At 73.4% G+C, this 23,057-nt stretch carries 20 protein-coding genes, 1 tRNA gene, 1 pseudogene and 1 riboswitch; of the genes and pseudogenes, 10 read left to right on the top strand and 12 right to left on the bottom strand.

The genetic code is table 11. The features are described from left to right. The 6 genes and pseudogenes from RND61_RS11315 to RND61_RS11290 form a co-directional block, all read left to right on the top strand. Positions 1-1,306: pseudogene (locus tag RND61_RS11315) on the top strand (ATP-binding protein); the annotation flags it as partial. A gap of 462 nt (positions 1,307-1,768) precedes the next feature. Then, on the top strand, positions 1,769-2,683 hold the full coding sequence (locus RND61_RS11310; protein ID WP_315877725.1) for a bifunctional DNA primase/polymerase: 915 nt from the start codon (positions 1,769-1,771) through the stop codon (positions 2,681-2,683). Then, positions 2,680-3,027, top strand: coding sequence for a hypothetical protein (locus RND61_RS11305; RefSeq protein WP_315877724.1), 348 nt, complete (start codon positions 2,680-2,682; stop codon positions 3,025-3,027). Before RND61_RS11310 ends, RND61_RS11305 begins: the two co-directional genes overlap by 4 nt. Then, the gene (locus RND61_RS11300) at positions 3,024-4,190 is read left to right on the top strand and encodes a DUF3631 domain-containing protein (protein WP_315877723.1); all 1,167 of its coding nucleotides are present in this window, start codon (positions 3,024-3,026) and stop codon (positions 4,188-4,190) included. Before RND61_RS11305 ends, RND61_RS11300 begins: the two co-directional genes overlap by 4 nt. A gap of 211 nt (positions 4,191-4,401) precedes the next feature. Then, the gene (locus tag RND61_RS11295) at positions 4,402-4,620 is read left to right on the top strand and encodes an excisionase family DNA-binding protein (protein WP_315877722.1); all 219 of its coding nucleotides are present in this window, start codon (positions 4,402-4,404) and stop codon (positions 4,618-4,620) included. An 11-nt stretch (positions 4,621-4,631) separates the two neighbouring features. Further along, entirely contained in the window at positions 4,632-5,918 is a 1,287-nt protein-coding gene (locus tag RND61_RS11290; protein WP_315877721.1) for a tyrosine-type recombinase/integrase, read from the top strand. A 65-nt stretch (positions 5,919-5,983) separates the two neighbouring features. Here RND61_RS11290 and RND61_RS11285 read toward each other — a convergent pair. The 4 genes from RND61_RS11285 to RND61_RS11270 all read right to left on the bottom strand — a co-directional run bounded on the left by RND61_RS11285 (position 5,984) and on the right by RND61_RS11270 (position 7,786). Then, positions 5,984-6,068: transfer RNA gene (locus RND61_RS11285), tRNA-Ser, on the bottom strand. 88 nt (positions 6,069-6,156) lie between these two features. Continuing rightward, entirely contained in the window at positions 6,157-6,585 is a 429-nt protein-coding gene (tadA, locus tag RND61_RS11280) for a tRNA adenosine(34) deaminase TadA (RefSeq protein WP_315877720.1), read from the bottom strand. Between the two features lie 107 nt (positions 6,586-6,692). Next, on the bottom strand, positions 6,693-7,217 hold the full coding sequence (locus RND61_RS11275) for a tRNA adenosine deaminase-associated protein (protein ID WP_315877719.1): 525 nt from the start codon (positions 7,215-7,217) through the stop codon (positions 6,693-6,695). Between the two features lie 386 nt (positions 7,218-7,603). Further along, a complete protein-coding gene (locus RND61_RS11270; protein ID WP_315877718.1) occupies positions 7,604-7,786 on the bottom strand; it encodes a hypothetical protein in 183 nt (60 codons plus the stop codon). A 90-nt stretch (positions 7,787-7,876) separates the two neighbouring features. Between RND61_RS11270 and upp the strand changes: the two genes are divergently transcribed. After that, complete coding sequence (gene upp / locus RND61_RS11265; protein ID WP_315877717.1) at positions 7,877-8,512, top strand: uracil phosphoribosyltransferase; 636 nt, start codon at positions 7,877-7,879, stop codon at positions 8,510-8,512. A gap of 219 nt (positions 8,513-8,731) precedes the next feature. Here upp and RND61_RS11260 read toward each other — a convergent pair whose 3' ends face one another. From RND61_RS11260 to pip, 4 genes are all read right to left on the bottom strand, one after another. After that, positions 8,732-9,373 (bottom strand): LytR C-terminal domain-containing protein, encoded by a 642-nt coding sequence (locus tag RND61_RS11260; protein WP_315877716.1) that lies wholly within the window; start codon positions 9,371-9,373, stop codon positions 8,732-8,734. Between the two features lie 103 nt (positions 9,374-9,476). Then, complete coding sequence (locus RND61_RS11255) at positions 9,477-9,773, bottom strand: type II toxin-antitoxin system VapB family antitoxin (protein ID WP_003999914.1); 297 nt, start codon at positions 9,771-9,773, stop codon at positions 9,477-9,479. A gap of 223 nt (positions 9,774-9,996) precedes the next feature. After that, positions 9,997-11,550, bottom strand: coding sequence for a M28 family peptidase (locus tag RND61_RS11250; RefSeq protein ID WP_315877715.1), 1,554 nt, complete (start codon positions 11,548-11,550; stop codon positions 9,997-9,999). Positions 11,551-11,952: 402 nt separating this feature from the next. After that, entirely contained in the window at positions 11,953-12,912 is a 960-nt protein-coding gene (pip, locus tag RND61_RS11245; protein WP_315877714.1) for a prolyl aminopeptidase, read from the bottom strand. 46 nt (positions 12,913-12,958) lie between these two features. On the opposite strand from pip, the gene RND61_RS11240 reads away from it, so the two are divergent. Beyond that, positions 12,959-13,462: a MarR family transcriptional regulator gene (locus RND61_RS11240; RefSeq protein WP_315877713.1), complete on the top strand. Its 504-nt coding sequence runs from the start codon at positions 12,959-12,961 to the stop codon at positions 13,460-13,462. An 82-nt stretch (positions 13,463-13,544) separates the two neighbouring features. On the opposite strand, the gene RND61_RS11235 is transcribed toward RND61_RS11240, so the two are convergent. Continuing rightward, positions 13,545-14,657: a cobalt-precorrin-5B (C(1))-methyltransferase gene (locus tag RND61_RS11235; protein ID WP_315877712.1), complete on the bottom strand. Its 1,113-nt coding sequence runs from the start codon at positions 14,655-14,657 to the stop codon at positions 13,545-13,547. Positions 14,658-14,669: 12 nt separating this feature from the next. Between RND61_RS11235 and RND61_RS11230 the strand changes: the two genes are divergently transcribed. Next, positions 14,670-15,407, top strand: a complete 738-nt coding sequence (locus RND61_RS11230) for a cobalt-precorrin-6A reductase (RefSeq protein WP_315877711.1) — start codon at positions 14,670-14,672, stop codon at positions 15,405-15,407. 136 nt (positions 15,408-15,543) lie between these two features. Here RND61_RS11230 and cobJ read toward each other — a convergent pair whose 3' ends face one another. From cobJ to RND61_RS11215, 3 genes are all read right to left on the bottom strand, one after another. Then, a complete protein-coding gene (gene cobJ, locus RND61_RS11225) occupies positions 15,544-16,998 on the bottom strand; it encodes a precorrin-3B C(17)-methyltransferase (protein WP_391653271.1) in 1,455 nt (484 codons plus the stop codon). Between the two features lie 122 nt (positions 16,999-17,120). Then, positions 17,121-17,756, bottom strand: coding sequence for a precorrin-8X methylmutase (locus RND61_RS11220; RefSeq protein ID WP_315877709.1), 636 nt, complete (start codon positions 17,754-17,756; stop codon positions 17,121-17,123). Then, positions 17,753-19,000, bottom strand: coding sequence for a cobalamin biosynthesis protein CobG (locus RND61_RS11215; protein ID WP_391653261.1), 1,248 nt, complete (start codon positions 18,998-19,000; stop codon positions 17,753-17,755). Before RND61_RS11215 ends, RND61_RS11220 begins: the two co-directional genes overlap by 4 nt. A gap of 22 nt (positions 19,001-19,022) precedes the next feature. Continuing rightward, a riboswitch (cobalamin riboswitch) is annotated at positions 19,023-19,153 on the top strand. Between the two features lie 36 nt (positions 19,154-19,189). Between RND61_RS11215 and cobN the strand changes: the two genes are divergently transcribed. Beyond that, positions 19,190-22,792: a cobaltochelatase subunit CobN gene (cobN, locus tag RND61_RS11210; RefSeq protein ID WP_315877707.1), complete on the top strand. Its 3,603-nt coding sequence runs from the start codon at positions 19,190-19,192 to the stop codon at positions 22,790-22,792. Positions 22,793-23,057: the final 265 nt, after the last annotated feature.

The following is a 23,057-nucleotide window of genomic DNA, read 5'->3' as shown; positions in this document are numbered from 1 at the left end:
AGTCGACGTCACCCTGCCCTCCGGCGTGTCCACCCAGGAGGTCCAGGGCAGGCGGCGGAAGCTCGCGGAGAACTTGTCCCGGCACGAGCACGAGGTGTTCATCACCATCCCGGCCGCGGCCCGCACGGTGCGGCTGTGGATCGCGGACTCCGGCGCGCTGGACCAGCCCATCGGCCCCTCCCCCCTCGTTCTCGACCCCGAGCTGCGGGCCGACTACAAGAAGGGCAAAGCCCCGTGGGGCCAGGACCTGCGCGGCGACGCCGCGGCCTTGAGTCTGTATCAGCGGCACATGCTGGTCACGGGCCTGTCGAACCAGGGCAAGACCGCGGCCGTCCGCGCGCTCGCCCTGTGGCTGGCGCTCGACCCGAGCGTGGAGTTCCGGATCGCGGACCTGAAGGGCATCGGGGACTGGGCCATGTTCGACGGCATCGCCACCGTCCTCATCCAGGGCCCCACCGACGACCACGTCATCCAGGCCACCGAGATGGTCGAATCCGGCGTCACCGAGATGGAGCGGCGCCTGACCTCCCCGCCTGGCACCGCCTTCCCCCCGCTCATCGTCCTGGTGGACGAGGCGCAGGTGGCGTTCATGTGCCCGGCCGTGGACGAGGAGAAGCGCCCCTACGGCGGGTCGAAGGCCACGTCCCGGTACTTCATGGCGGCGCGGAAGATCCACAACCAGGGGCGGGCGGTCAACGTGCTGCTGTGGCAGGGCACGCAGGACCCCACCGACCAGAACCTTCCCAAGCTCGTTCGGGAAGGCGCCCATACCCGTGCGTCCCTGGCGCTGGGTACGGAGTCGCAGGCCCGCATGGCGCTGGGGGACAAGGCCGTGGACGGGGGCGCCGCCCCGCATCTGCTGCGCCAAGGGCTCGACAAGGGCACGCTGGTCGTCGCCTCGGACGGGATCGACATTCCGGCCGGGCAGGCGTCCATCACCGTCCGGACGCACTACATCGACACCGATCAGGCCGCTGAGGTCGCCGCTCGGGCGCGGGCCCTGCGCGACGGGGTCACCACCCTGCGCGTGATCGACACCGGCGAGGACGTTGACCCGCTCGCGGACATCGCCGCCGTCATCGGAACCGCGCCCCGCGTGCTCACGCAGGACGTGCTCCAGCGCCTCGCGGCCACCAACCCGAAGGCGTACGGGGACTGGACGAACGGCGACCTCAAGCGCGTGCTGGAGGCCGCCGGCGCGGAGCCGTACAAGTCCGACGGCCGCATGGTCGTCGGCCGCGACCGGGTCGCCCGCGCCCTCGCCAACCGGACCGACGACGATGGTTCCGCTTCCGCCGCCCAGTAGAGGGAAGCGTGCCCCGCGCGGGCCAGGGAGGTAGGGAGAACTCCCTGAACGGCTCCCTGCCCCGCCTCCCTGGCACTGACCTGCACAAATGACCTTGCAGGGAGTCAGGGAGGCGCCCCAGCTCACAGGCTCGAAACCCCCTCCACGAGCCATCAGGCAGGGGGTGTCAGCGCCTCCCTGGGCGGCCGTTCCCCGAGATTCCGTTTGTGGTCATCCCTCCGACCTATCGAGGAGTCCCCATGCCAGGCAAGCCCTCGAACACCCGTCCCGCCGCGCCTTTCGGCAACGGCCCCGGCCGCTGGAACGAGGAAAGCGGCAGCCGCCCCAACACCACACCCACCCCCATCCCGCCCCGCCCCCGCCCCACCGCTTCTTGACACCAAAAGGGCGGCCCCCTTCTCGGCAAAGTCTGGGGCCGCCCTCACTCCCAGCACGTTCCACCGAACTGGAGGTTCACCCAGCATGACCCAACACGCCGACGCCCGTCGAGCGTCGCTGCTGAACGCCGCTCTGGATGCCGCCGCCCGCGGCTGGCACGTCTTCCCCCTCCGCCCCGGTAGCAAGCGCCCCGCCCTCCACCACGAGACGCAGTGCCCCCACACCGGCACCTGCGCGGGCGGGCACGTGAAGTGGGAGCAGCGCGCCACCACCGACCCCGACCGCATCCACGCGGCGTGGGCGACCGGGGCGTTCAACATCGGGTTGGCCACGGGCCCGTCCGGGCTAGTCGTCATCGACCTCGACCAGCCCAAGGACAAGGGCAGTTCGGACGCGCCTGGCGGCGCGGCGTTCTTCGAGGCGCTCTGCGAGCGCGCCGGGCACGCCGTCCCGGCCACCTACCGGGTGCGGACTCCCAGCGGTGGTGAGCACCTGTACTTCACCGCCCCGGCCGGGGTGCGGCTGAGGAACACCGCCGGGACGCTGGCGCCGCTGGTCGACACCCGGGCGTGGGGCGGCTACGTCGTCACCCCAGGCAGCACCGTCCACGGCGCCCTGTACGAGGTCGTGGACGACCGGCCCGTTCTGGATCTCCCGGCATGGTTGCTGGACCTCCTCCAGACCCCGCCCAAGCCCATCGCAGCCGGGTTCCGCCTGGTGGCGCCTCGGGATGTCTCCCGGGTCGCGCGGGTGGCGCTGGAGCGCGAGACGGCTACCGTCGCCGCCACGAGCGAGGGCGGGCGGAACGCGGCGTTGCTGCGGGGCGCGCGGGCGGTGGGGCGGTTCGTCGCGTGGGGCGACCTCCCCCGCCTCGTGGCCGAGGAGGCTTTTCAGGAGGCGGGCGAGGCGGCGGGCCTGCCGCCGGCTGAGTGCCGCGCCACCATCCGCTCCGCCCTCGACTGGTCAATTCGCACCGTCCGCCCGAGGAAGGCGGCATGAGCCCCCGCCCCTGCCTGAAAAGCCTCACCCCGACCACCGCCCACCGGCCGCCCGCCGAACCGGCCCCGGCCCCCGGCGGGGGTGGTGCGCCGAAGGTCGCCGCCGAAGGCGTCCGCTCTGCTGTTCGCCCTGAGCCGCACCCGGGCGACGGCCGCCGCATCGTCGCGATGCTCCACGTCACCGCACCCGGCCGCCGGGCGGTGCCCACCGCCACGTCCGTGTGCGCGTGTGGCCGCAACCGCTCCGCCGTCGGTCACCGCCGCGTGGCCGTCTTGATCGAGGAGCACGCCGCTCACCGCGCCGCCTGCCCGCTGCGCCACCACGCTGAGAGGACCGCCGCATGACCCAGCAGCACATCGACGGGGCGGCACTGCTGAACGAGGTGGAAGCCTTCCACCGGCGCTTCAACGTCTTCCCGACCCAGGCGGCCTACGTCGCCGTCGCCCTGTGGGACGCCCACGCCCACCTGATCGACTCCTTCGACTCCACGCCGAGGATCGCGTTCCTCTCCCCCGAACCGGGGTCGGGCAAGTCCCGCGCGTTGGAGGTCATGGAGACTCTGGTGCCCAACAAGATGGCCGCCGTGGACGCCTCCCCCTCCGCGCTCTTCCGGGCCGTGTCCGGGGTAGACGGGGACAGGCCGACGATCATCTTTGACGAGATCGACACCGTCTTCGGGCCCAAGGCCGGAGACAACGAACAGCTCCGGGGCTTCCTCAATGCCGGGCACCGCCGCGGTCGGCTGATGTACCGGTGCGTCGGGGACGGCGCCAACCAGACCGTCCAGGGCTTCCCCTCGTACTGCGCCGTGGCCATGGCCGGACTCGGGTCGCTGCCGGACACGATCCTGACCCGGTCCGTCATCGTCCGCATGCGCCGTCGCGCCCGCAACGAGAAGGTCGAGCCTTACCGGATCGGCGACCACGAGAAGGAAGGCCACGCCATCCGTGACCGGCTCGCCGCGTGGGCCGACCAGGTCCGCGAGGAGGTCCGCGGCGCGAGGCCCGAGATGCCGGAGGGAGTCACCGACCGACCGGCCGACGTGTGGGAGCCCTTGCTCGCCGTCGCGGACGCGGCCGGCGGGGACTGGCCCAAGCGGGCCCGGATCGCGTGCGCGGAACTGGTCAGGGCCTCCCAGGCCGACGACAAGGGATCGCTCGGCATCCGCCTGCTCACCGACCTGCGCGACCACGTCCTCATCGGCGTGGACAAGCTGCCCACCATCGCGATCCTCGACCGGCTCAACGCCCTGGAAGACGCCCCGTGGGCCGACCTCCACGGCAAGCCGCTCGACTCCCGGCGCCTGTCCAAGATGCTCCGCGAGTACATGACCGCCGACAACGAACCCATCGTCTCGCGCAACATCCGCACCGCCGGCGGCATCCTCAAGGGCTACTTCGCCCAGGACCTCCAGGACGCATGGGTGCGCTACTGCCCACCCCCGCCCCAGCAGAGCGCTACATCCGCTACGCCGCTACAGCCCAGCTCACAGCACCCGCTCGCGTAGCGGCAACCACAGATGTAGCGGCTACGCCGCCACGCCCCGCGCACCCCGACGAGGGCACCCGGGACGGGCCGTAGCCGCTACATCCCACCTTCCCGCTACAGAAAACCCCCCGCTGACCTGCGATGTAGCGGCGTAGCGGCTGTAGCGGACCTCCCAGAAGGGGGCGGACACGCCCCCGCTCCTCCCCACGAGACGAAGGAGCATCCCACGCATGGCTACGGCCTCACTTACCGATGTCGTTGACCCGACCCTCGTGCTGCTGACCGTCGAGGAGGCGGCCCGCCGCCTCCGTATCGGCCGAACCACCTGCTTCAGCCTCATCCGTACCGGCGAGCTGGAGTCCGTCATGGTCGGTGGCCTCCGCCGTGTTCCCGCTGACGCTCCGGCCGCGTACGTCGCCCGCCTTCGCACCGCCCACCGCGCCGCTTGAGGAGCACTCGTATGGCAGACGAGAAGAACGAAAAGAAGCGGACCCGTCAGCCGAACGGCCGGTCCTCCATCTACCTGGGCAATGACGGTAAGTGGCACGGTCGCGTGACCGTCGGCATTCGGGACGACGGCAAGCCGGACCGTCGTCACGTCGAGCGCAAGACCCGCGCCGAAGTGACTGCCGCCGTCCGCAAGCTGGAGCAGGAGCGGGACGCCAGGACCATTCGGAAGGCGGGGCGTCCCTGGACGGTCAAGACATGGCTGACGCACTGGATCGAGAACATCGCCCCGCTCGCGGTCAACGAGAACACGATGGTCGGGTACGGCGTCGCCGTACGGAAGCACCTGATCCCCGCCCTCGGTGCCCACCGGCTGGACAAGCTCAAGCCCGAGTACATCGAGAACTTCTACGGGCGCATGGTGGCCGACGGCCGTAAGGCGGGGACGATCCACCAGATTCACCGCACTTTCCGCACCGCGCTGAACGAGGCGGTACGGCGCGGCCACCTTGCCCGGAACCCCGTTCAACTCGCCAAGGCGCCCCGCGTCAGCGAAGAAGAGGTGGAGCCCTACACCGTCGAAGAGGTGCAACGGCTGCTGCAGGCAGCCGAAAGCCGCCGGAACTCCGCACGGTGGGCCGTCGCGCTCGCCCTCGGCCTCCGACAGGGTGAAGCACTCGGCCTCAAGTGGGCGGATGTGGACCTCGACCGTGGCGTGCTTATGGTCCGACGGAGCCGTCGCCGCCCGCGCTACGCCCACGGGTGCGGGGATACCTGCGGAAGGAAGGCCGGGTACTGCCCGCAGCGTCAGCGAACCAACCCGGAGACGGCCGACACGAAGTCTCGCGCCGGACGGCGGGCCGTAGGGCTGCCCTCACAGCTCGTAGACCTTCTTCGGACCCACCGAGCCAAGCAGGCGGAGGAGCGGACAGCGGCCGGGAGCGACTGGGCGGACGAGGGGTGGCTCTTCGCGACGACGACTGGCCGGGGCACATCCCCCCGAACGGACTACGACGACTGGAAGGAGCTACTGAACGACGCGAAGGTCCGGGACGGCCGTTTGCACGATGCTCGGCACACTGCTGCCACGGTCCTGCTGATCCTCGGAGTCTCCGAACGGGCCGTCATGGGGCTCATGGGGTGGTCCACCACGGCCATGGCTGCGCGGTACCAACACATGGTCGACTCCGTTCGCAGCGATGTCGCTAGGCAGGTCGACGGACTCATCTGGAAGCCGGATCGAGACGGACCAAACGACGGCGACGACGGAGCCGCCGGGGCGCTCGTAGCGACCAACTGAGACGGGAACTGAGACGGAAGCCGAAGAGGCGCGCGGCTCGATGAACCGTGCGCCTCTTCTACCAGCGGTAGCGGAGGGATTTGAACCCTCGGTGACTTGCGCCACACTCGCTTTCGAGGCGAGCTCCTTCGGCCGCTCGGACACGCTACCGAGAGAGAGCTTATCCCAAAGGTGCCCCGACGCAGAAATCCGTATCGGGGGAGGCGGGCGCGGACGGGGACCGTCCGGAGCCGCCCCTTCAGCGGTCGCGGAAGAAGCGGGTGAGCAGCTCGGCGCACTCCTCGACCAGTACGCCGTGGACGACCTCGGGGCGGTGGTTGAGACGCCGGTCCCGTACGAGGTCCCAGAGCGAACCGACCGCGCCGGCCTTCTCGTCGAGCGCGCCGAACACCAGCCGGTCCACGCGGGACTGGACGAGGGCGCCCGCGCACATCACGCACGGCTCCAGCGTCACGACGAGCGTGCAGCCGGCCAGCCGCCACGCGCCGAGCCGCTCTGCCGCGCGACGGAGCGCCAGCACCTCGGCGTGCGCGGTCGGATCACCGGTGGCCTCGCGCTCGTTGTGACCGGTCGCGAGGAGGGCGCCGTCCGGTCCGAGCACCACCGCGCCGACCGGCACGTCGCCGGCCAGCGCGGCACGCTCGGCTTCCGCCAACGCCCGCTCCATGGGCGCCCGCCAGGGGGCGCGCACGGGGTCGGGCGCGGGGGCGCCGACGCCGGTGGAGGCGGATATGGGATCGGGCGATGAAGGCTCGCCCGTCGGAGGGACGTGCACTAGCGGACGGCCTCCAGCACCTCGGAGGCCCCCAGCGCGTCCGCGATCTCGGTGAGCGCGTCGGTGTCGAGAGCCAGCAGCTCCTCCTCCGACATGCCCAGGTCGTCCAGGATCAGCCGGTCACCGACCGGCGCGGCGGGCACGGTCTCGGCCGCCGCCTCCGTCTCCTCCTCCGTGTCGTCCGGCTCCCCGTCCTCGGTGCCGTCCAGGTCCAGCGCGTCCAGGTCCGCTGTTTCGTCGGCCCGGTCGTCGCCCAGCAGTTCCTTGGTCAGGATCTCCCCGTACGAGGAGCGGGCGGCGGCGGCCCCGTCCGACACGAAGATGCGAGGGTCGTCCTCGCCCTCCACGCGGACGATGCCGAACCACGCGTCCTCCTGCTCGATGAAGACGAGCACCGTGTCGGCGTCCGGCGAGGCTTCGCGGGCCAGGTCGGTCAGATCCGCCAGGGTCTCCACATCGTCGAGCTCTGTGTCGCTCGCTACCCACCCGTCTTCGGTGAGCGTGAGCAGTGCGGCGAAGTACACCGTGACTCTCCCACTGATCAGAGGTGTGACGATCGGGCGGCACGCTCCTGAATGCCCCGCCCACTCGGCATCGTGGCAGATGCGGGGCCTCAAGGAGAGGCGTTCCGCTCTTGCGTCGTGCACCAGTCTGAGCCCGCGACCCGGTCGGCGTCACGCCGCCCCCCGTATCTCCGGCACAGTCGGCGCGGTGATCACGAAGGGGCACGGCGGGGCGTCGGCCGCGGGCTCGCGAGGTGCGCGCACGGCGCGCGACCGGCAGGCGTCCGGTCGACGTACGGTCGGCGTACGGCGCGTCGCCGGCGGCGGTCGGGCCTCCGTACGGCGAGCCACCGGCGGCGGCCGGGGCGGCGGCGGGCGTCCCGCCGGGGCCCGGGGGGCGCGGCGGGTTACCAGCGGAACGTCCGCATGCGCATCGCCTGCCGCATCCGCGCCGCCCTGGCGCGGCGCGGCTGGACGCGCTCGCGCAGCGCCCGCGCCTCGTTCAGCTCACGCAGGAACTGCGCTCTGCGGCGCCTGCGCTCCGCGTCGACCGCCGCCCGGCGGCCGTCGGATTCTTCCTGGTCAGGCATGGCCACACCACCACCCCAGGGATGCGTTCGTCCGACTCCACCTTCCCTCCACGGCGTGGGTTGATGCCAGTGCGGGCTACTGTTGTGGCCATGCGGATCCACGTCGTCGACCACCCGCTGGTGGCGCACAAACTCACCACGCTGCGCGACAAGCGCACCGACTCCCCCACCTTCCGGCGGCTCGCCGACGAGCTGGTGACCCTGCTCGCGTACGAGGCGACCCGTGACGTGCGCACCGAGCAGGTCGGGATCGAGACGCCGGTCACCGCGACGGCCGGGGTGAAGCTGTCACACCCGCGGCCCCTGGTGGTGCCGATCCTGCGCGCCGGACTGGGCATGCTCGACGGCATGGTGCGGCTGCTGCCGACCGCCGAGGTCGGGTTCCTCGGCATGATCCGCAACGAGGAGACGCTGGAGGCGTCGACGTACGCGACGCGGATGCCCGAGGACCTGTCCGGGCGCCAGGTGTACGTCCTCGACCCCATGCTGGCCACGGGCGGCACGCTCGTCGCGGCGATCCGCGAGCTGATCAGGCGCGGCGCCGACGACGTGACGGCGGTCGTCCTGCTGGCGGCCCCGGAGGGCGTCGAGGTGATGGAGCACGATCTGGCGGGCGCGCCGGTGACGGTCGTCACGGCCTCGATCGACGAGCGCCTCAACGAGCACGGCTACATCGTCCCCGGCCTGGGCGACGCCGGCGACCGGATGTACGGCGCGGCGGAATAGTCCCCGGCCCGCGGCGGGCGGTGCCCGGCCTCGGGTCAGCCGCGGGATGGTTCCGGGCCCGCGGCGGGGTGGTGTCCGGCCTCGGGCCAGCGGGCCAGCGGTGGAGCGGTTTCCGGGCCCGCGGTGGGGGGTGCCCGGTCTCGGGACGCGTCTTTCGGGGAGCCCTTTTCGGGCCCTGATGCCGGCCCCGCTACGGGCCCGGCCCCGGTACGGCCCCGGCTACTCGGGCTTCGGGGCGCAGTTCGTGGGGGTGGGCTTCGGATGCAGGAGGGCGGTCATCGAGGCCGTCGCGTCCTGCGGGGCCGCCAGGGACGTGAACGCGGTACCGATGATCAGGTCCACGTCCGCCGTCGCCCGCGTGTCCGTCTTGGTCGTGGCGCCCTTCAGGTGCGTGGCCAGGACCGGGAAGGCACCCTTCACGGCGCCCGGGGCGCCGAGCAGGACGCCGGGGCCGGGCACCTTCTTGTCGTAGGCGACCGGCGCGTTGCCGATCTTGCCTACCGTGAAGCCGCGCTTCTTCAGCTCGTCCGCGGTGGTCTTGGCCAGCCCGCTCCGCGGCGTCGCGTTGTAGACGTTCACGGTGATGTCGGCCGGTTTCGGGAAGGCCGCGGTCCGCGCCGCGGACGACGTGGCCGCCGGCTTGCACACCCCGGCGGCCGTGGACCGCGGCGCGGCCCCGTTCCCGCCGCCGAACACGTCGATGAGCTGGAGCGTCCCCCAGCCGGCCAGGCCGAGCGCGGCGGCTGCGGCGATGCCGGCCACCGCGATCCGACCGCGGCGGCGGGGTCGGCGCATACGGGGATACACCGTGCCCGTGATGCGGTACTTTCCGCCCATACCGGGGGGAGTGAGCATGCTCATGGGCGCAGCGTAGTGCGGCCCGATGACTATGCCTACTAAACGATCAGCGACTGAGGGCCGGACGGGTGGGAATCATCCCGGAAAGGGTCATTCCCGAAAGGGGTCAGTCGAGCTCCAGCACCCGCGCGTGCAGCACCTGCCGCTGCTGTAGGGCCGCGCGCACGGCGCGGTGCAGGCCGTCCTCGAGATACAGGTCGCCCTGCCACTTCACGACGTGCGCGAAGAGGTCGCCGTAGAACGTCGAGTCCTCGGCGAGGAGCGTTTCGAGGTCCAGTTGGCCCTTGGTGGTAACGAGCTGATCGAGGCGGACCGGACGCGGCGCGACATCCGCCCACTGCCGGGTGCTTTCCCGGCCGTGGTCGGGATACGGCCGCCCGTTACCGATGCGCTTGAAGATCACACGGAAAGCCTACCGGGCAAGCGGCACCCGGCGCAGCCACGCGGCGTCGGATGCCCTCCCGAGAGGGACACGATGATCACGACAAACGGGGTGTTTCGATCACTCGGGCCCGAAAGGTGACGGTCCGGCCCCCTCCGGGGGAGGTCGGGCCGCCCGTCGGCGGGGAGGGCACCGCGCCGCCGCCCGGCACGGGCCGGGCGGCGGCGCGGCGGTCACTCGCGTGTCACTCGGTGACCTCGTGGTCGTGGCCGTCGTGCAGGCCACCGCCGCTGCCCGCGTCGCCGTCCGTCGGGACGGACTCGACCGGCTCGCGCAGCGAGCTCAGGTCGTGGGCGTAGGTGCCCACGGCGTTGGCTATGACGTCGATGTTGACGTCGAAGGCCGTCATGTCGATGTTGTCCAGGTCGTCGCACGCCGCGTGGTAGCAGGGGTCGTACGCGATCCCCGCGGTCCCGCCGAACTTCCGCGCCTGCGCAGGCGTCTTGACGCCTTCGGCGCCCGTGAACGTACCGCCGGCCGGGATGCCCACCTCGATGAACGGGCCGTAGTCGGAGCGACCGGTGAAGTCCGTGCCCTCGTGCGGGAGGCCCCGCTTGTCGAGGAACGCGTTGATGTCCCGCTCCAGTTGGGCGGAGCCCGCCGGCCCGGCGGGGGCACCGGCGCCGTCCGAGTCGTCGCCGTCGTAGACGAACAGGCCGTAGTTGGGCGAGGCGATCATGTCGAAGTTGAGGTAGAGCTTGATCTCCTTGCGGCCGAGCTCGTCGAGGGCGCCGACGTAGTGCTCGGAGCCGAGCAGGCCGTTCTCCTCCGCGCCCCACCAGGCGAACCGCACCTTGTTGGTGGTCCTGTCCTTGTGCTTGGCGAACGCGAGGGCCACGTCGAGCAGGCCGGCCGAACCGGAGCCGTTGTCGTTGATGCCGGGGCCGGCGGTGACCGAGTCGAGGTGGGAGCCGAGCATCACCGTGTTCGCGGCGTTGCCCCGCCGGGTCTCGGCGATGACGTTCCGCGTGGTCCGCTCCTCCTGGAGCTGGCGGAGCTCCAGGTTCACCTCGACCGGGCCGGCGGCCACGGCGGCGGCGAGCGCCTCGCCGTCCGCCTTCGAGATGCCGCCCGTGGGGATCTTCGCGGCCTCGGCGGAGCCCAGCGTGCCGCCGAGGGCGCCCTCCACGTTGTTGTGGACGAGGGCGCCGACGGCGCCAGCCGCGGCGGCGTTGGCCTGCTTCGCCGCGAACGTGCAGCCGCCGCGCTGGATGAGCGCGATCCTCCCGGTGAACGTGCCCGCGGCGAAGTCCGACGGTTCGCAGCCGTGTGAGCCGTCCGCGTCGACGGGGGCGGCGGCCAGCGCGGCCTTCGTGCCGCCGACCGGGGTCGACTTCGTGTACGTCATCGCGGAGACGGTGATGTCGCGGGGCGCGGGCGAGACGACGGCCAGCTTCTCCGCCTGCGTCTCCGTGTGTACGAACGGGAACTCCTGGTACGAGACGTCGTACCCGGCCTTCTTGAGCTGCTGGTACACGTACGCCGCCGAGGCGTCGTAGCCGGGCGTGCCCGCCGCGCGGTTTCCGCCGGCGGAGTCGGCTATCTGCTGGAACTTCCGCAGGTGCCGGTAGGCGCTGTCGGCGGAGGCCGAGTCGACCAGCTGACGGGCGAGCTTCGAGGCGTCCTTGGCCGGGGTGGCGCGGCCGGCGGAGGCGGGAGAGGCGGAAGCCAGCAGGAGCGGGGTCGCGAGCGCGGCTGCGGCCAGGGCGGCCACGGCTCTGCGAGGGGATGCGTTCACAGAGGTCCTTCCCGTACGGACGAGGTTGAGGGGAAGCTAGCGATCAGCCGTGCTCCTGTGAACAGATGTCCCACAATGCGTGTCATTTTTTCGTACTGTTCGAGGAAGCTGTGGACGGTTCGCCGCGCGATCTCCCCTCGAGCGGTCACTCTCGACGCATGAGTGGACGACTGATTCGACGTGTTCTCCTTCGCGGCCTCGGCCGCGTGCTTCACCTCCTGCTCGTGTGCGCGTGCTGTCGCCGGCGCCGCGGGACCCGTGGGGTCCGCGGTCCATGGGCCGCGGGTGGGCGGGGTGCCCGCTTCGGGGCGCCGGGCGGGGCGGGTCTCGGAGTCGCGGATGCCCATGGATCGATGATCGTGCGGGGGCCGCCCCGCCGCACGGCGGCTTGCGCCCGTGGGGTCACGCCGACGGGTGTCCCGCAGCGAAGCGGTCCAGGGCTTCGCGAACGTGGGCGCGTGTCGTCTCCGTGCCGAAGTGGCCGGAGTCCGCCACGACCGTCAGCTCGGCGTCCGGCCAGGCCCGGGCCAGCTCCCACGCGGTGGAGGGCGGGCTGCCCAGGTCCAGGCGGCCGTGGACCAGGACGCCGGGGATGCCGGCGAGCCGGTGTGCGTCGCGGAGGAGGGTGCCCTCCTCCAGCCAGGCACCGTGGGCGAAGTAGTGCGAGCAGATGCGGACCATCGCGAGGCGGTCGGCGTCCGGCCGGTCCGCGTACGGGTCGGCGACGCCCTCCAGGGACGCCACCGCGTCCTCCCAGGCGCACCAGTCGGCCGTCGCCTTCTCCCGTACGGCCGGGTCGGGGTCGCCGGTCAGGCGGGCGTACGCGGCGACCAACTCGGCGGCGGTGTCCGCGTCGGTGCCGGAGCCCTCCCGGAACCGTTCCCACGCCTCCGGGAAGAACCGCCCCGCGCCCTCGTGCAGCCAGGCGATCTCGGAGCGGCGGGTCGTCGTGACGGCCGAGACGACGATCTCCGTGACGCGGTCCGGGTGCGCCTCGGCGTACGCGAGCAGGAGGGTGGAGCCCCACGACCCGCCGTACAGCAGCCAGCGGTCGACGCCCAGGTGGACGCGGAGCCGTTCCATGTCGGAGAGGAGGTGGTGCGTGGTGTTGACGGACAGGTCGGTGGCGGGGTCGCTCGCGTGCGGGGTGCTGCGGCCGCAACCGCGCTGGTCGAAGACGATGAGGCGGTAGCGGGCGGGGTCGAAGTAGCGCGTGCCACCCCGGTGGCTGCCGGTGCCGGGGCCGCCGTGGACGACGAGGGCGGGCTTGCCGGCGGGGTTGCCGTGGGCCTCCCAATACAGGACGTTGCCGTCCCCGACGTCGAGCGTCCCGTGCTCGTACGGCTCGCTCAACGGATACATGGTGCCCCCTCGCATCGATTACAACAGCGCTGTTACATTAACGGACGTGTCTTTCCCCGACCACGGCCCGGAGCTGCTGGGCACCCGACTGCGGCATCTACTGGACGTTCTCGACGGCGAGATCGCCGCCGTGTACGCCGACCTCGGACTCACCGGGTTCCGGCCCCGGTACGCCTCGGCCGTCCGTGCCCTGGCGGTGTCGGGTCCGGCCTCCGTGGGGGAGATCGCCAAGGCGGTCGGGGTGACCCACTCGGCGGCCAGCCAGACCGTCGCCCACCTCGTCCAGGACGGCCTGGTCGACCTCGCTCCGGACCCGTCCGACCAGCGCCGCCGACTGGCGCGGCTCACCGCGCGCGCCGAGGCGCTGCTGCCCGTCCTGGAGGCCGAGTGGACGGCGACGGCCGAGGCGGCCGGTGCCCTGGAGGAAGAACTCCCGTACCCGCTGAGCCGGCTGGTCGAGGAGACCCTCGAAGCCCTGGCCCGCCACCCCTTGCGCGCCCGCGTGCGGGAACGGATGGGGGAGCGCGCGGGAGGGGGGGGACGGCCGTAGCGACCGGCTCGCGAGAACCGGACGGGGGCGCCGCGCGCTTCCCCGGCCCCGGCGGGGCGGGTCGGCGCAGCGGCCGGCTGCCCTAGCGGGGGGTACTGCGGCCCACCACCGTGCCCGCCCGGTCCACGCAGACGACGTCGACGACGACCGGGGCGCCGCGGAGGACGGCCAGGGCCTGGTCGCGGGCGGTCTCCGCCACGCGGTCACCCAGGGGGACACCGCGGGCGGCGCAGAGCTGGAGTGCTGCCAGGCCCGTGTTGGCGACGGCGACCTCAGCGGCGAGGGAGTCGTCGGCGCCCGCCGCGCGGGCCAGGTCCGCGAGGAGGGACTTGTCGACCTGGGAGCGCGCCGAGTGCAGGTCCAGGTGGCCCGCCGCCAGCTTGGACAGCTTCGCGAAGCCGCCGCAGATGGTCAGCCGGTCCACCGGGTGGCGGCGGATGTACTTCAGCACGGCGCCCGCGAAGTCGCCCATGTCGAGGAGGGCGTCCTCCGGCAGGTCGTACAGGGATACGACGGTCTTCTCGGAGGTCGACCCCGTGCAGCCCGCGACATGGGTGCGGCCCGCGGCGCGCGCCACGTCCACGCCGCGGCGGATGGAGTCGATCCAGGCGGAGCACGAGTACGGCACGACGATCCCGGTCGTGCCGAGGATGGACAGGCCGCCGATGATGCCGAGGCGCGGGTTCCACGTGGATCGGGCGATCTCCTCGCCGTCGTCCACGGAGACGGTGACCTCCACGTCACCGGTGCCGCCGTGCGCGGCGGCGACCCGCGCCACGTGGTCGCGGATCATCTGTCGCGGCACCGGGTTGATGGCCGGTTCCCCCACGTCGAGGGGGAGGCCCGGCCGAGTGACGGTGCCGACCCCGGCGCCGGCACGGAACACGACGCCGGAGCCGGGCGGCAGGAGCCGCACCGTCGAGCGGACGAGCGCCCCGTGCGTCACGTCCGGGTCGTCGCCCGCGTCCTTCACGACGCCGGCCATCGCGTACGAGCCGCCGTGCTCCTCCGCGGCGAGCGCGAAGGCCGGGGTCTGGCCCCTCGGCAGCGTGATCGCCACCGGGTCCGGGAAGTCCCCGGTCAGCAGCGCGGTGTACGCGGCCGTGGTGGCCGCCGTCGCGCAGGCGCCGGTCGTCCAGCCGGGCCGGAGGCCGGTGTGCTTGAGTTGGGCGGTGCGCCCCCCGCTCGTACTCATGGACGGTGCCCCATGCATGTGTTGATCCTCGGCGGCACGACCGAGGGCCGCCGCCTGGCGGAGACGCTGGACGCGGACGGCGTCCGGGTGACCAGCTCGCTCGCGGGCCGGGTCGCCAGCCCGAAGCCGCTGCCGGGCGAGGTGCGGGTCGGCGGCTTCGGCGGTGCCGACGGCCTGGCCCGCTGGGTGCGGGAGCACCAGGTGGACGCGGTCATCGACGCCACTCACCCTTTCGCCGGGACGATCAGTTTCAACGCGGCGCGGGCCGCCGTCACGTCCCATGTTCCCCTGCTCGCTCTGCGGCGCCCCGGGTGGACCCCCGTGGAGGGCGACGACTGGCATCCGGTGGCGTCCCTGGAGGAGGCGGCGCGCACCGTGGGGCGGCTGGGGCGCAGGGTGTTCCTGACGACGGGGCGCATGGGCCTGGCGGCGTTCGCGGACGTGCCCGGCGTGTGGTTCCTCGTCCGCTCGGTGGACCCGCCGGAACCGCCGTACCCGGAGCGGATGGAGGTCCTGCTCGACCGGGGCCCCTTCACGCCGGCCGGCGAGCGAGAGGTCCTGCGGACGTACGGGATCGACGTGCTGGTCACCAAGGACAGCGGCGGCGCGGCCACGGCCCCGAAGCTGGCCGCCGCCCGCGAGGCCGGTGTGCCGGTGGTGATCGTCCGTCGGCCGCCCGTCCCGGACGGCGTCCCGGTGGCGGCGACGGTCGGGGAGGCCGCCGCCTGGGTGGCCGCCCGGGCCCGCTGAACACCGGCGCGACCGTAACGCGGCCCGACGCGACCGTTACGCGGTCCGGTACGCCCGGTCACGCGGCCCGGCGCGACCGCCGCGCGGGAGACGTCCGCGCGGCGGCCGGGGCGGGACCGTGGCCGGCGGGCGGCGCCTACTCGGCGCCGTCCGAGGGCGTTTCGGGGTAACGCCGCGGTGTCCACGCCACCGTGTGCCCGTCGCCGCGCCGTACCGCCCGCGTCTGGGAGGAGCCGATCAGCAGCAGCGTCCGCATGTCGACCTCGGCCGGGTCCAGGTCGGTGAGCGGCACCACCCGGACGGACTCCTCCGGGCCGCCCACGTCCCGCGCCACGACGACCGGGGTGTCGGGGGCGCGCAGTCCGAGCAGCAGCTCGCGGGCCTTGCCGACCTGCCAGGTGCGGCTCCGCGACCCCGGGTTGTAGAGCGCCAGCACCAGGTCGGCGGCGGCTGCCGCGCGCAGGCGCTCCGCGATGACCTCCCACGGCTTGAGCCGGTCCGACAGGGAGATCGTGGCGTAGTCGTGGCCCAGCGGTGCGCCCGCCTTCGCCGCGGCCGCGTTCGCCGCGGTCACGCCCGGCAGTACGCGCACCGGCACGTCCGCGTACTCCTCCTGCGACGCGGCCTCCAGGACCGCCGTCGCCATGGCGAAGACCCCCGGGTCGCCGCCCGACACCACCGCCACGCGCCGCCCGCGCCGCGCCAGGTCCAGGGCGAACTCGGCCCGCTCCGACTCCACCTTGTTGTCGGAGCCGTGCCGCCGCTGGCCCGGCCGCATCGGCACCCGGTCCAGGTACGTCGTGTAACCGACCAGGTCGGTCGCCGACGAGAGCGCGCCGCGGGTCTCCGGCGTCAGCCACTGCGGGCCCGCCGGGCCGGTGCCGACGACCACCACCTCGCCCCGCTCGGGCACGGCCGGGCCCGTGTCGACGCGGGACGGCAGCACCGCCACCGAGAAGTACGGCACCGTGTCCGGGTCCACGTCCGCGAACGCCGCCGTGCGCCGGCCCTCCATCGTGGCGCGCTCCACGTAGTGGGCGTCCGCCAGCCGGTCCGTGCGCTCCAGGGCGCGGCGCACCGCCGGGAACGTCCGGCCCAGCTTCATCACCACCGCCGAGTCGGTCGCCGCGAGGCGGGCCGTCAGCTCGTCCTCCGGCAGCGTGCCGGGGATGATCGTCAAGACCTCCTCGGCCTCCACCAGCGGCTTGCCGATGGTCGCCGCGGCGGCGCTGACGGAGGTGACGCCGGGGACGACCTCCGTCTCGTAGCGGTGTGCGAGGCGCTTGTGCATGTGCTGGTACGAGCCGTAGAACAGCGGGTCGCCCTCGGCGAGCACCGCCACCGTCCGGCCCGCGTCGAGGTGGGCGGCGAGCCGTGCCGACGCCTCCTCGTAGAAGTCGTTCAGCGCGCCCCGGTAGCCGCCGGGGTGGTCCGTCGTCTCCACCGTGAGCGGGTACATCAGCCGCTCCTCGACGTGGTCCTCGCGGATGTGCTTCGCCGCGATGGACCGGGCGATGGACCGGCCGTGCCGGGCGCAGTGGTACGCGACGACGTCCGCCTCCGCGATGGCCTCCACCGCGCGCAGGGTCATCAGCGACGGGTCGCCGGGGCCGAGGCCGACGCCGTACAGCTTGCCCGCGCCCGCGCCGGTCTCCGTGCCCGTGCCGGTCTCCGTGTCCGCGCCGGTGACTGTTTCACGTGAAACGTGCGTGCTCATTCCGCCTCGCTCGCGATCGCGTTGACCGCCGCGGCCGCCATGGCGCTGCCTCCGCGCCTGCCCCGTACGACGATGTGGTCCAGGTCCGAGGCGGCCAGCGCGTCCTTGGACTCGGCCGCACCGATGAAGCCGACCGGTATGCCGAGCACCGCCGCCGGGCGGGGGGCGCCGTCCCGGACCATCTCCAGCAGCCGGAACAGGGCGGTGGGCGCGTTGCCGATCGCCACGACCGAGCCCTCCAGGCGGTCGCGCCACAGCTCCAGGGCGGCCGCGCTGCGGGTCGTGCCCAGCTCGGCGGCGAGATCGGGCACGGACGGGTCGGAGAGGGTGCAGACCACCTCGTTGTCGGCGGGGAGCCGCTTGCGGGTGACGCCGCTCGCGACCATCTGCGCGTCACACAGGATCGGCGCGCCGGAGCGGAGCGCGGCGCGGGCGCGGGAGACGACCTCCGGCGTGTAGGCGAGGTCGCGGACGAGATCGACCATGCCGCAGGCGTGGATCATCCGCACGGCGACCTGGCTGACGTCGGCGGGCAGCCCCGCGAGATCCGCCTCGGCGCGGATCGTGGCAAAGGACTGGCGGTAGATCTCCGCGCCGTCCTTCTCGTAGTCGAACACTGTGCTCCCGCTCATCTCTGTGCCTGTGCGTCGTCGTTGTCTCGTCGTGCCGTCCGTACGGTGATGCCGTACGTGCCGTCGCCGGTGGCCAGTACGTCCACCCAGTCGCCCTGCGGGTGGCCGCAGCGGCGGTCGCAGCCGGACCAGTGCACGGGCAGCCCCCGGACCGCCGCGTCGTCCAGCGGCCGGGCGTCCGCCCGTACGTCGGCCAGGGCCTTGCCGCAGCCGGGCCGCCCCGTGCAGGCGCTCACCGTCAGCCAGGGCGACCCGGGGCGGGTGAGGAACCCGGCCCGGTCCAGCGCCGCGAGCCGCTCCTTCGCCGCCGCGCGGCCGGGCAGGCCCGCCACGACGAACCCGCGCCACGGCGTCACCCGCACCTCGCCCCCGGGCCCCGGCGCCAGGGCCCGGAACTGCTCGGCGGTGATCCGGCCCAGGGGCGCCACGACCGACACGGCACGGTCACCGACCACACCCGGCTCCGGCGGCGCCGCCACCGGCACCGCACCCGGCGAGGCGGCGGAGGTGGCCACCCCCGCACCCGCCAGACACTCCGTCACGGCCGCCTCCAGGGGCCGGTCGTCCGGCAGTTCGGCCACCCGCCAGGCACCCGTGCCGGCCTCCCGGGCAACGGCCAGGAACGCCTCGGCCGCCGCCAGCGCGGCCGACGGTGCGTCGCCTGCGGCCACCCGCCAGGACAGGCCCCCGATCCGTACCAGAGCGCACCCGCCCGGCTCTGCGAGCAACGTCACATCACCGCCCAGCCCGGCCACGTCCCCGCGCCCGTCGTCCACGGCGAACAGGAAGCGTCCCGACAGGGCGGTCGTCCACGTCCGCGCGCACAGCAGCGCGTCCAGCTCCCGCGCCCACGCCTGGGCGTCCCCGTGGGACCGTCCGTCCAGTCCGCAGAGGGGCGACACCACCATGTTCCGCACGCGTTCGTGCGCCGCCGAGGGCAGCAGTCCGGCCTCGCCGAGCAGCTCCGCGAGGGCGAGCCCGCAGTCGTCGGGCAGGCCGCGCAGGTCGAGGTTGCCGCGCGAGGTGACACCGAGCCGGCCGTCGCCCAGCCGCTCCGCGGCCCCGGCCAGCACGGCCACCTGGTGGGCCGTCAGGACGCCGGTGGGCAGCCGCAGCCGGGCGAGTCCGCCGTCGTCCGCCCGGTGCAGCCGCAGCGCGCCGGGGCACGCGTCGGCACGGTCGCGGACACGGTCCCGTATGTGGGATTCGCCCCCGTTCCGGGGCTTTGATGGGCTGGGCGGCATGGCGGCGAGCATACGCGCAGCCTCTACTATGCAGACGGCACAGGGTCCCAGGACCCTAGGGAGGAAGCACGGTGCGAATCCGGCGCGGTCCCGCCACTGTGAGCAGGGCCCCCGGGTCCCGCGAGTCAGGAACTCCCGCCACCCACGACCACCCGGGGCGAGGACACCCCGAGGAAGGCCCGGCACGCCGTGATCCTGCTGCTGTCGCACTCCGACACCGACCTGCTGAGCGCCCGCGCGGCCGGAGGCCCGGTCGAGTACCGGTTCGCCAACCCCGCACGCCTCCCCATCGACGAGCTGCCCGGCCTCCTCGACGGCGCCGACCTCGTCGTCGTACGCCTCCTCGGCGGACTGCGCGCCTGGGAGGAGGGCATCGACCTGCTCCGCGCCCAGGACCGCCCCGTCGTCTTCCTCACCGGCGAACAGGCGCCCGACGCACAGCTCATGGAGGCGTCCACCGTCCCCATCGGCGTCGCCACCGAGGCCCACGCCTACCTCGCCCACGGCGGCCCGGACAACCTGGAGCAGCTCGCCCGGTTCCTGTCCGACACGGTCCTCCTCACCGGCCACGGCTTCGACCCGCCGGCCGCCGCCCCCACCTGGGGCTCCCTGGAGCGCACCCCCCGCACCACCGACGGCCCGACCGTCGCCGTGCTCTACTACCGCGCCCACCACATGAGCGGCAACACCGCCTTCGTCGGCGCCCTGTGCGAAGCCATCGAGGACGCCGGCGGACGCGCCCTCCCCCTGTACGTCGCCTCCCTGCGCGCCCCCGAGCCCGAGCTGCTCGACCGGCTGCGCGGCGCCGACGCCGTCGTCACCACCGTCCTCGCCGCCGGCGGCACCAAGCCCGCCGAGGCCCAGGCCGGCGGGGACGAGGAGGCGTGGGACGCGGGCGCGCTCGCCTCCCTCGACGTGCCCGTCCTCCAGGCGCTGTGCCTCACCGGTTCGCGCGCCGACTGGGAGGGGAACGACGAGGGCCTGTCCCCGCTCGACGCGGCCAGCCAGGTCGCCGTACCCGAGTTCGACGGGCGGCTCATCACCGTCCCGTTCTCCTTCAAGGAGATCGACGAGGACGGCCTGCCCGCGTACGTTCCCGACGCCGAGCGCGCGGCCCGCGTCGCCGGGATCGCCGTCCGCCACGCCCGGCTCCGGCACATCCCCAACGCCGAGAAGCGCCTGGCGCTGGTCCTCTCCGCGTACCCGACGAAGCACTCCCGCATCGGCAACGCCGTCGGCCTCGACACGCCCGCCTCCGCCGTCGCCCTGCTGCGCCGGCTGCGCGAGGAGGGGTACGACTTCGGCGACGAGGACGTGCCGGGCCTCGCGTCCGGCGACGGCGACGAGCTGATCTACGCCCTCATCGAGGCGGGCGGTCACGACCAGGACTGGCTCACCGAGGAGCAACTGGCCCGCAACCCGGTCCGCATCCCGGCCGCCGACTACCGGCGCTGGTTCGCGACGCTGCCGGAGGAGCTGCGCTCGGCCGTCGAGGAGCACTGGGGCCCGCCGCCCGGCGAGATGTTCCTCGACCGGTCCCGCAACCCCGAGGGCGACATCGTCCTCGCCGCGCTGCGCCGGGGGAACCTGCTCGTCCTCATCCAGCCGCCGCGCGGCTTCGGCGAGAACCCGATCGCGATCTACCACGACCCGGACCTGCCGCCGTCCCACCACTACCTGGCCGCCTACCGGTGGATCGCCACACCCGCGTCCGACGGCGGTTTCGGCGCGGACGCCATGGTCCACCTCGGCAAGCACGGCAACCTGGAGTGGCTGCCCGGCAAGAACGCCGGCCTGTCCGCCGCGTGCGGCCCCGACGCGGCCCTCGGCGACCTGCCGCTGATCTACCCGTTCCTCGTCAACGACCCCGGCGAGGGCACCCAGGCCAAGCGCCGCGCCCACGCCACGCTCGTCGACCACCTCGTACCGCCGATGGCCCGCGCCGACTCCTACGGCGACATCGCGCGGCTGGAGCAACTGCTCGACGAGTACGCGCAGATCTCCTCCATGGACCCGGCGAAGCTCCCCGCGATCCGCGCGCAGATCTGGACCCTCATCCAGGCCGCCCGCCTCGACCACGACCTCGGCCTGGAGGACCGGCCCGACGACGACGGGTTCGACGACTTCCTCCTGCACGTCGACGGCTGGCTGTGCGAGGTGAAGGACGCCCAGATCCGCGACGGCCTGCACGTCCTCGGCACCGCCCCGACCGGACCCGAGCGGGTCAACCTGGTCCTGTCCATCCTCCGCGCCCGCCAGATCTGGGGCGGTACGCAGGCGCTGCCCGGGTTGCGCGAGGCGCTCGGCCTGGACGAGTCCGCCGCGACCCGCACCACCGCCGACGAGGCGGAGGCGAAGGCCCGCGCCCTCGTCGAGGCCATGGAGGAGGCCGACTGGGACCCGGCCGCGGTCGCGTCCGTGGCGGAGGGCCACGGCGAACAGGTCGCCGCCGTCCTCGACTTCGCCGCCCGCCAGGTCGTGCCGCGCCTCGCCGCGACGACCGCCGAGCTCGACCACGCGGTGCACGCCCTCAACGGCGGTTTCGTGCCGGCCGGCCCGTCCGGCTCCCCGCTGCGCGGCCTGGTCAACGTCCTGCCGACCGGCCGGAACTTCTACTCCGTCGACCCGAAGGCCGTCCCGTCGCGCCTCGCCTGGGAGACCGGGCAGGCCCTCGCCGACTCCCTCCTGGAGCGGTACCGCGCCGACAACGGCGACTGGCCCACCTCGGTCGGCCTGTCCCTGTGGGGCACCAGCGCGATGCGCACCAGCGGCGACGACGTCGCGGAGGCGCTGGCGCTGCTGGGCGTCCGCCCCGTCTGGGACGACGCCTCGCGCCGCGTCACCGGCCTGGAGCCCATCCCGCTCGCCGAGCTGGGCCGCCCCCGCATCGACGTGACGCTGCGCATCTCCGGTTTCTTCCGCGACGCGTTCCCGCACACGGTCGGGCTGCTGGACGACGCGGTGCGGCTCGTCGCCTCCCTGGACGAACCGGCCGCGGAGAACCACGTCCGCGCCCACGCCCAGGCCGACCTGGCCGTCCACGGCGACGAGCGGCGCGCCACGACCCGCATCTTCGGCTCCCGCCCCGGTACGTACGGCGCGGGCATCCTCCAACTGATCGACTCCCGCGACTGGCGCACCGACGCGGACCTCGCCGAGGTGTACACGGTGTGGGGCGGCTTCGCGTACGGCCGCGGCCTGGACGGGCGGCCCGCGCGCGAGGAGATGGAGACGGCGTACCGGCGGATCGCCGTGGCCGCGAAGAACACGGACACCCGCGAGCACGACATCGCGGACTCCGACGACTACTTCCAGTACCACGGCGGCATGGTCGCCACCGTCCGCGCCCTGCGCGGCACGGCGCCCGAGGCGTACATCGGCGACTCGACCCGCCCCGAGACGGTGCGGACGCGGACGCTGGTCGAGGAGACGTCCCGCGTGTTCCGCGCGCGCGTCGTCAACCCCCGCTGGATCGAGGCGATGCGCCGCCACGGCTACAAGGGCGCCTTCGAGCTGGCGGCGACCGTCGACTACCTCTTCGGGTACGACGCCACGACGGGCGTCGTCGCGGACTGGATGTACGACAGGCTGACCGAGGCGTACGTCCTCGACCCGGAGAACCGCGCCTTCCTCCAGGAGGCCAACCCGTGGGCCCTCCACGGCATCGCGGAGCGACTGCTGGAGGCCGAGTCCCGCGGCATGTGGGCGAAGCCGGACCCGCAGGTGCTGGAGGCGTTGAAGCAGGTGTACCTGGAGACCGAGGGGAACCTGGAGGGCGGGGACGCCGAGTAGCGCCCGGACGTGCCGGCGCACCCCGGGCGGAGGTCTTAGCACGGGGCGCACGGGCCGGGCCGCCGGCACGGGCCGCGCGAGCGGGGCGGACCGCACGGGCCGGGTGGACCGCAAGGTCCGGGTCGACCGCGTAGACGCACAGGCCGCGTAGACGCACAGGCCGCGTAGACGCACAGGCCGCACGGGTCGCGCGGATCACAAGGACCGCGCGGACGCGTGGACCGCACGGAACGCGCGGGCCGGACGGAACGCCCAGATCACGGGA

It is taken from the genome of Streptomyces tamarix, assembly GCF_032423885.1.
GTDB classification, from domain to species: Bacteria; Actinomycetota; Actinomycetes; order Streptomycetales; family Streptomycetaceae; genus Streptomyces; species Streptomyces tamarix.
This window is presented reverse-complemented; position numbering and strand designations above follow the sequence as displayed.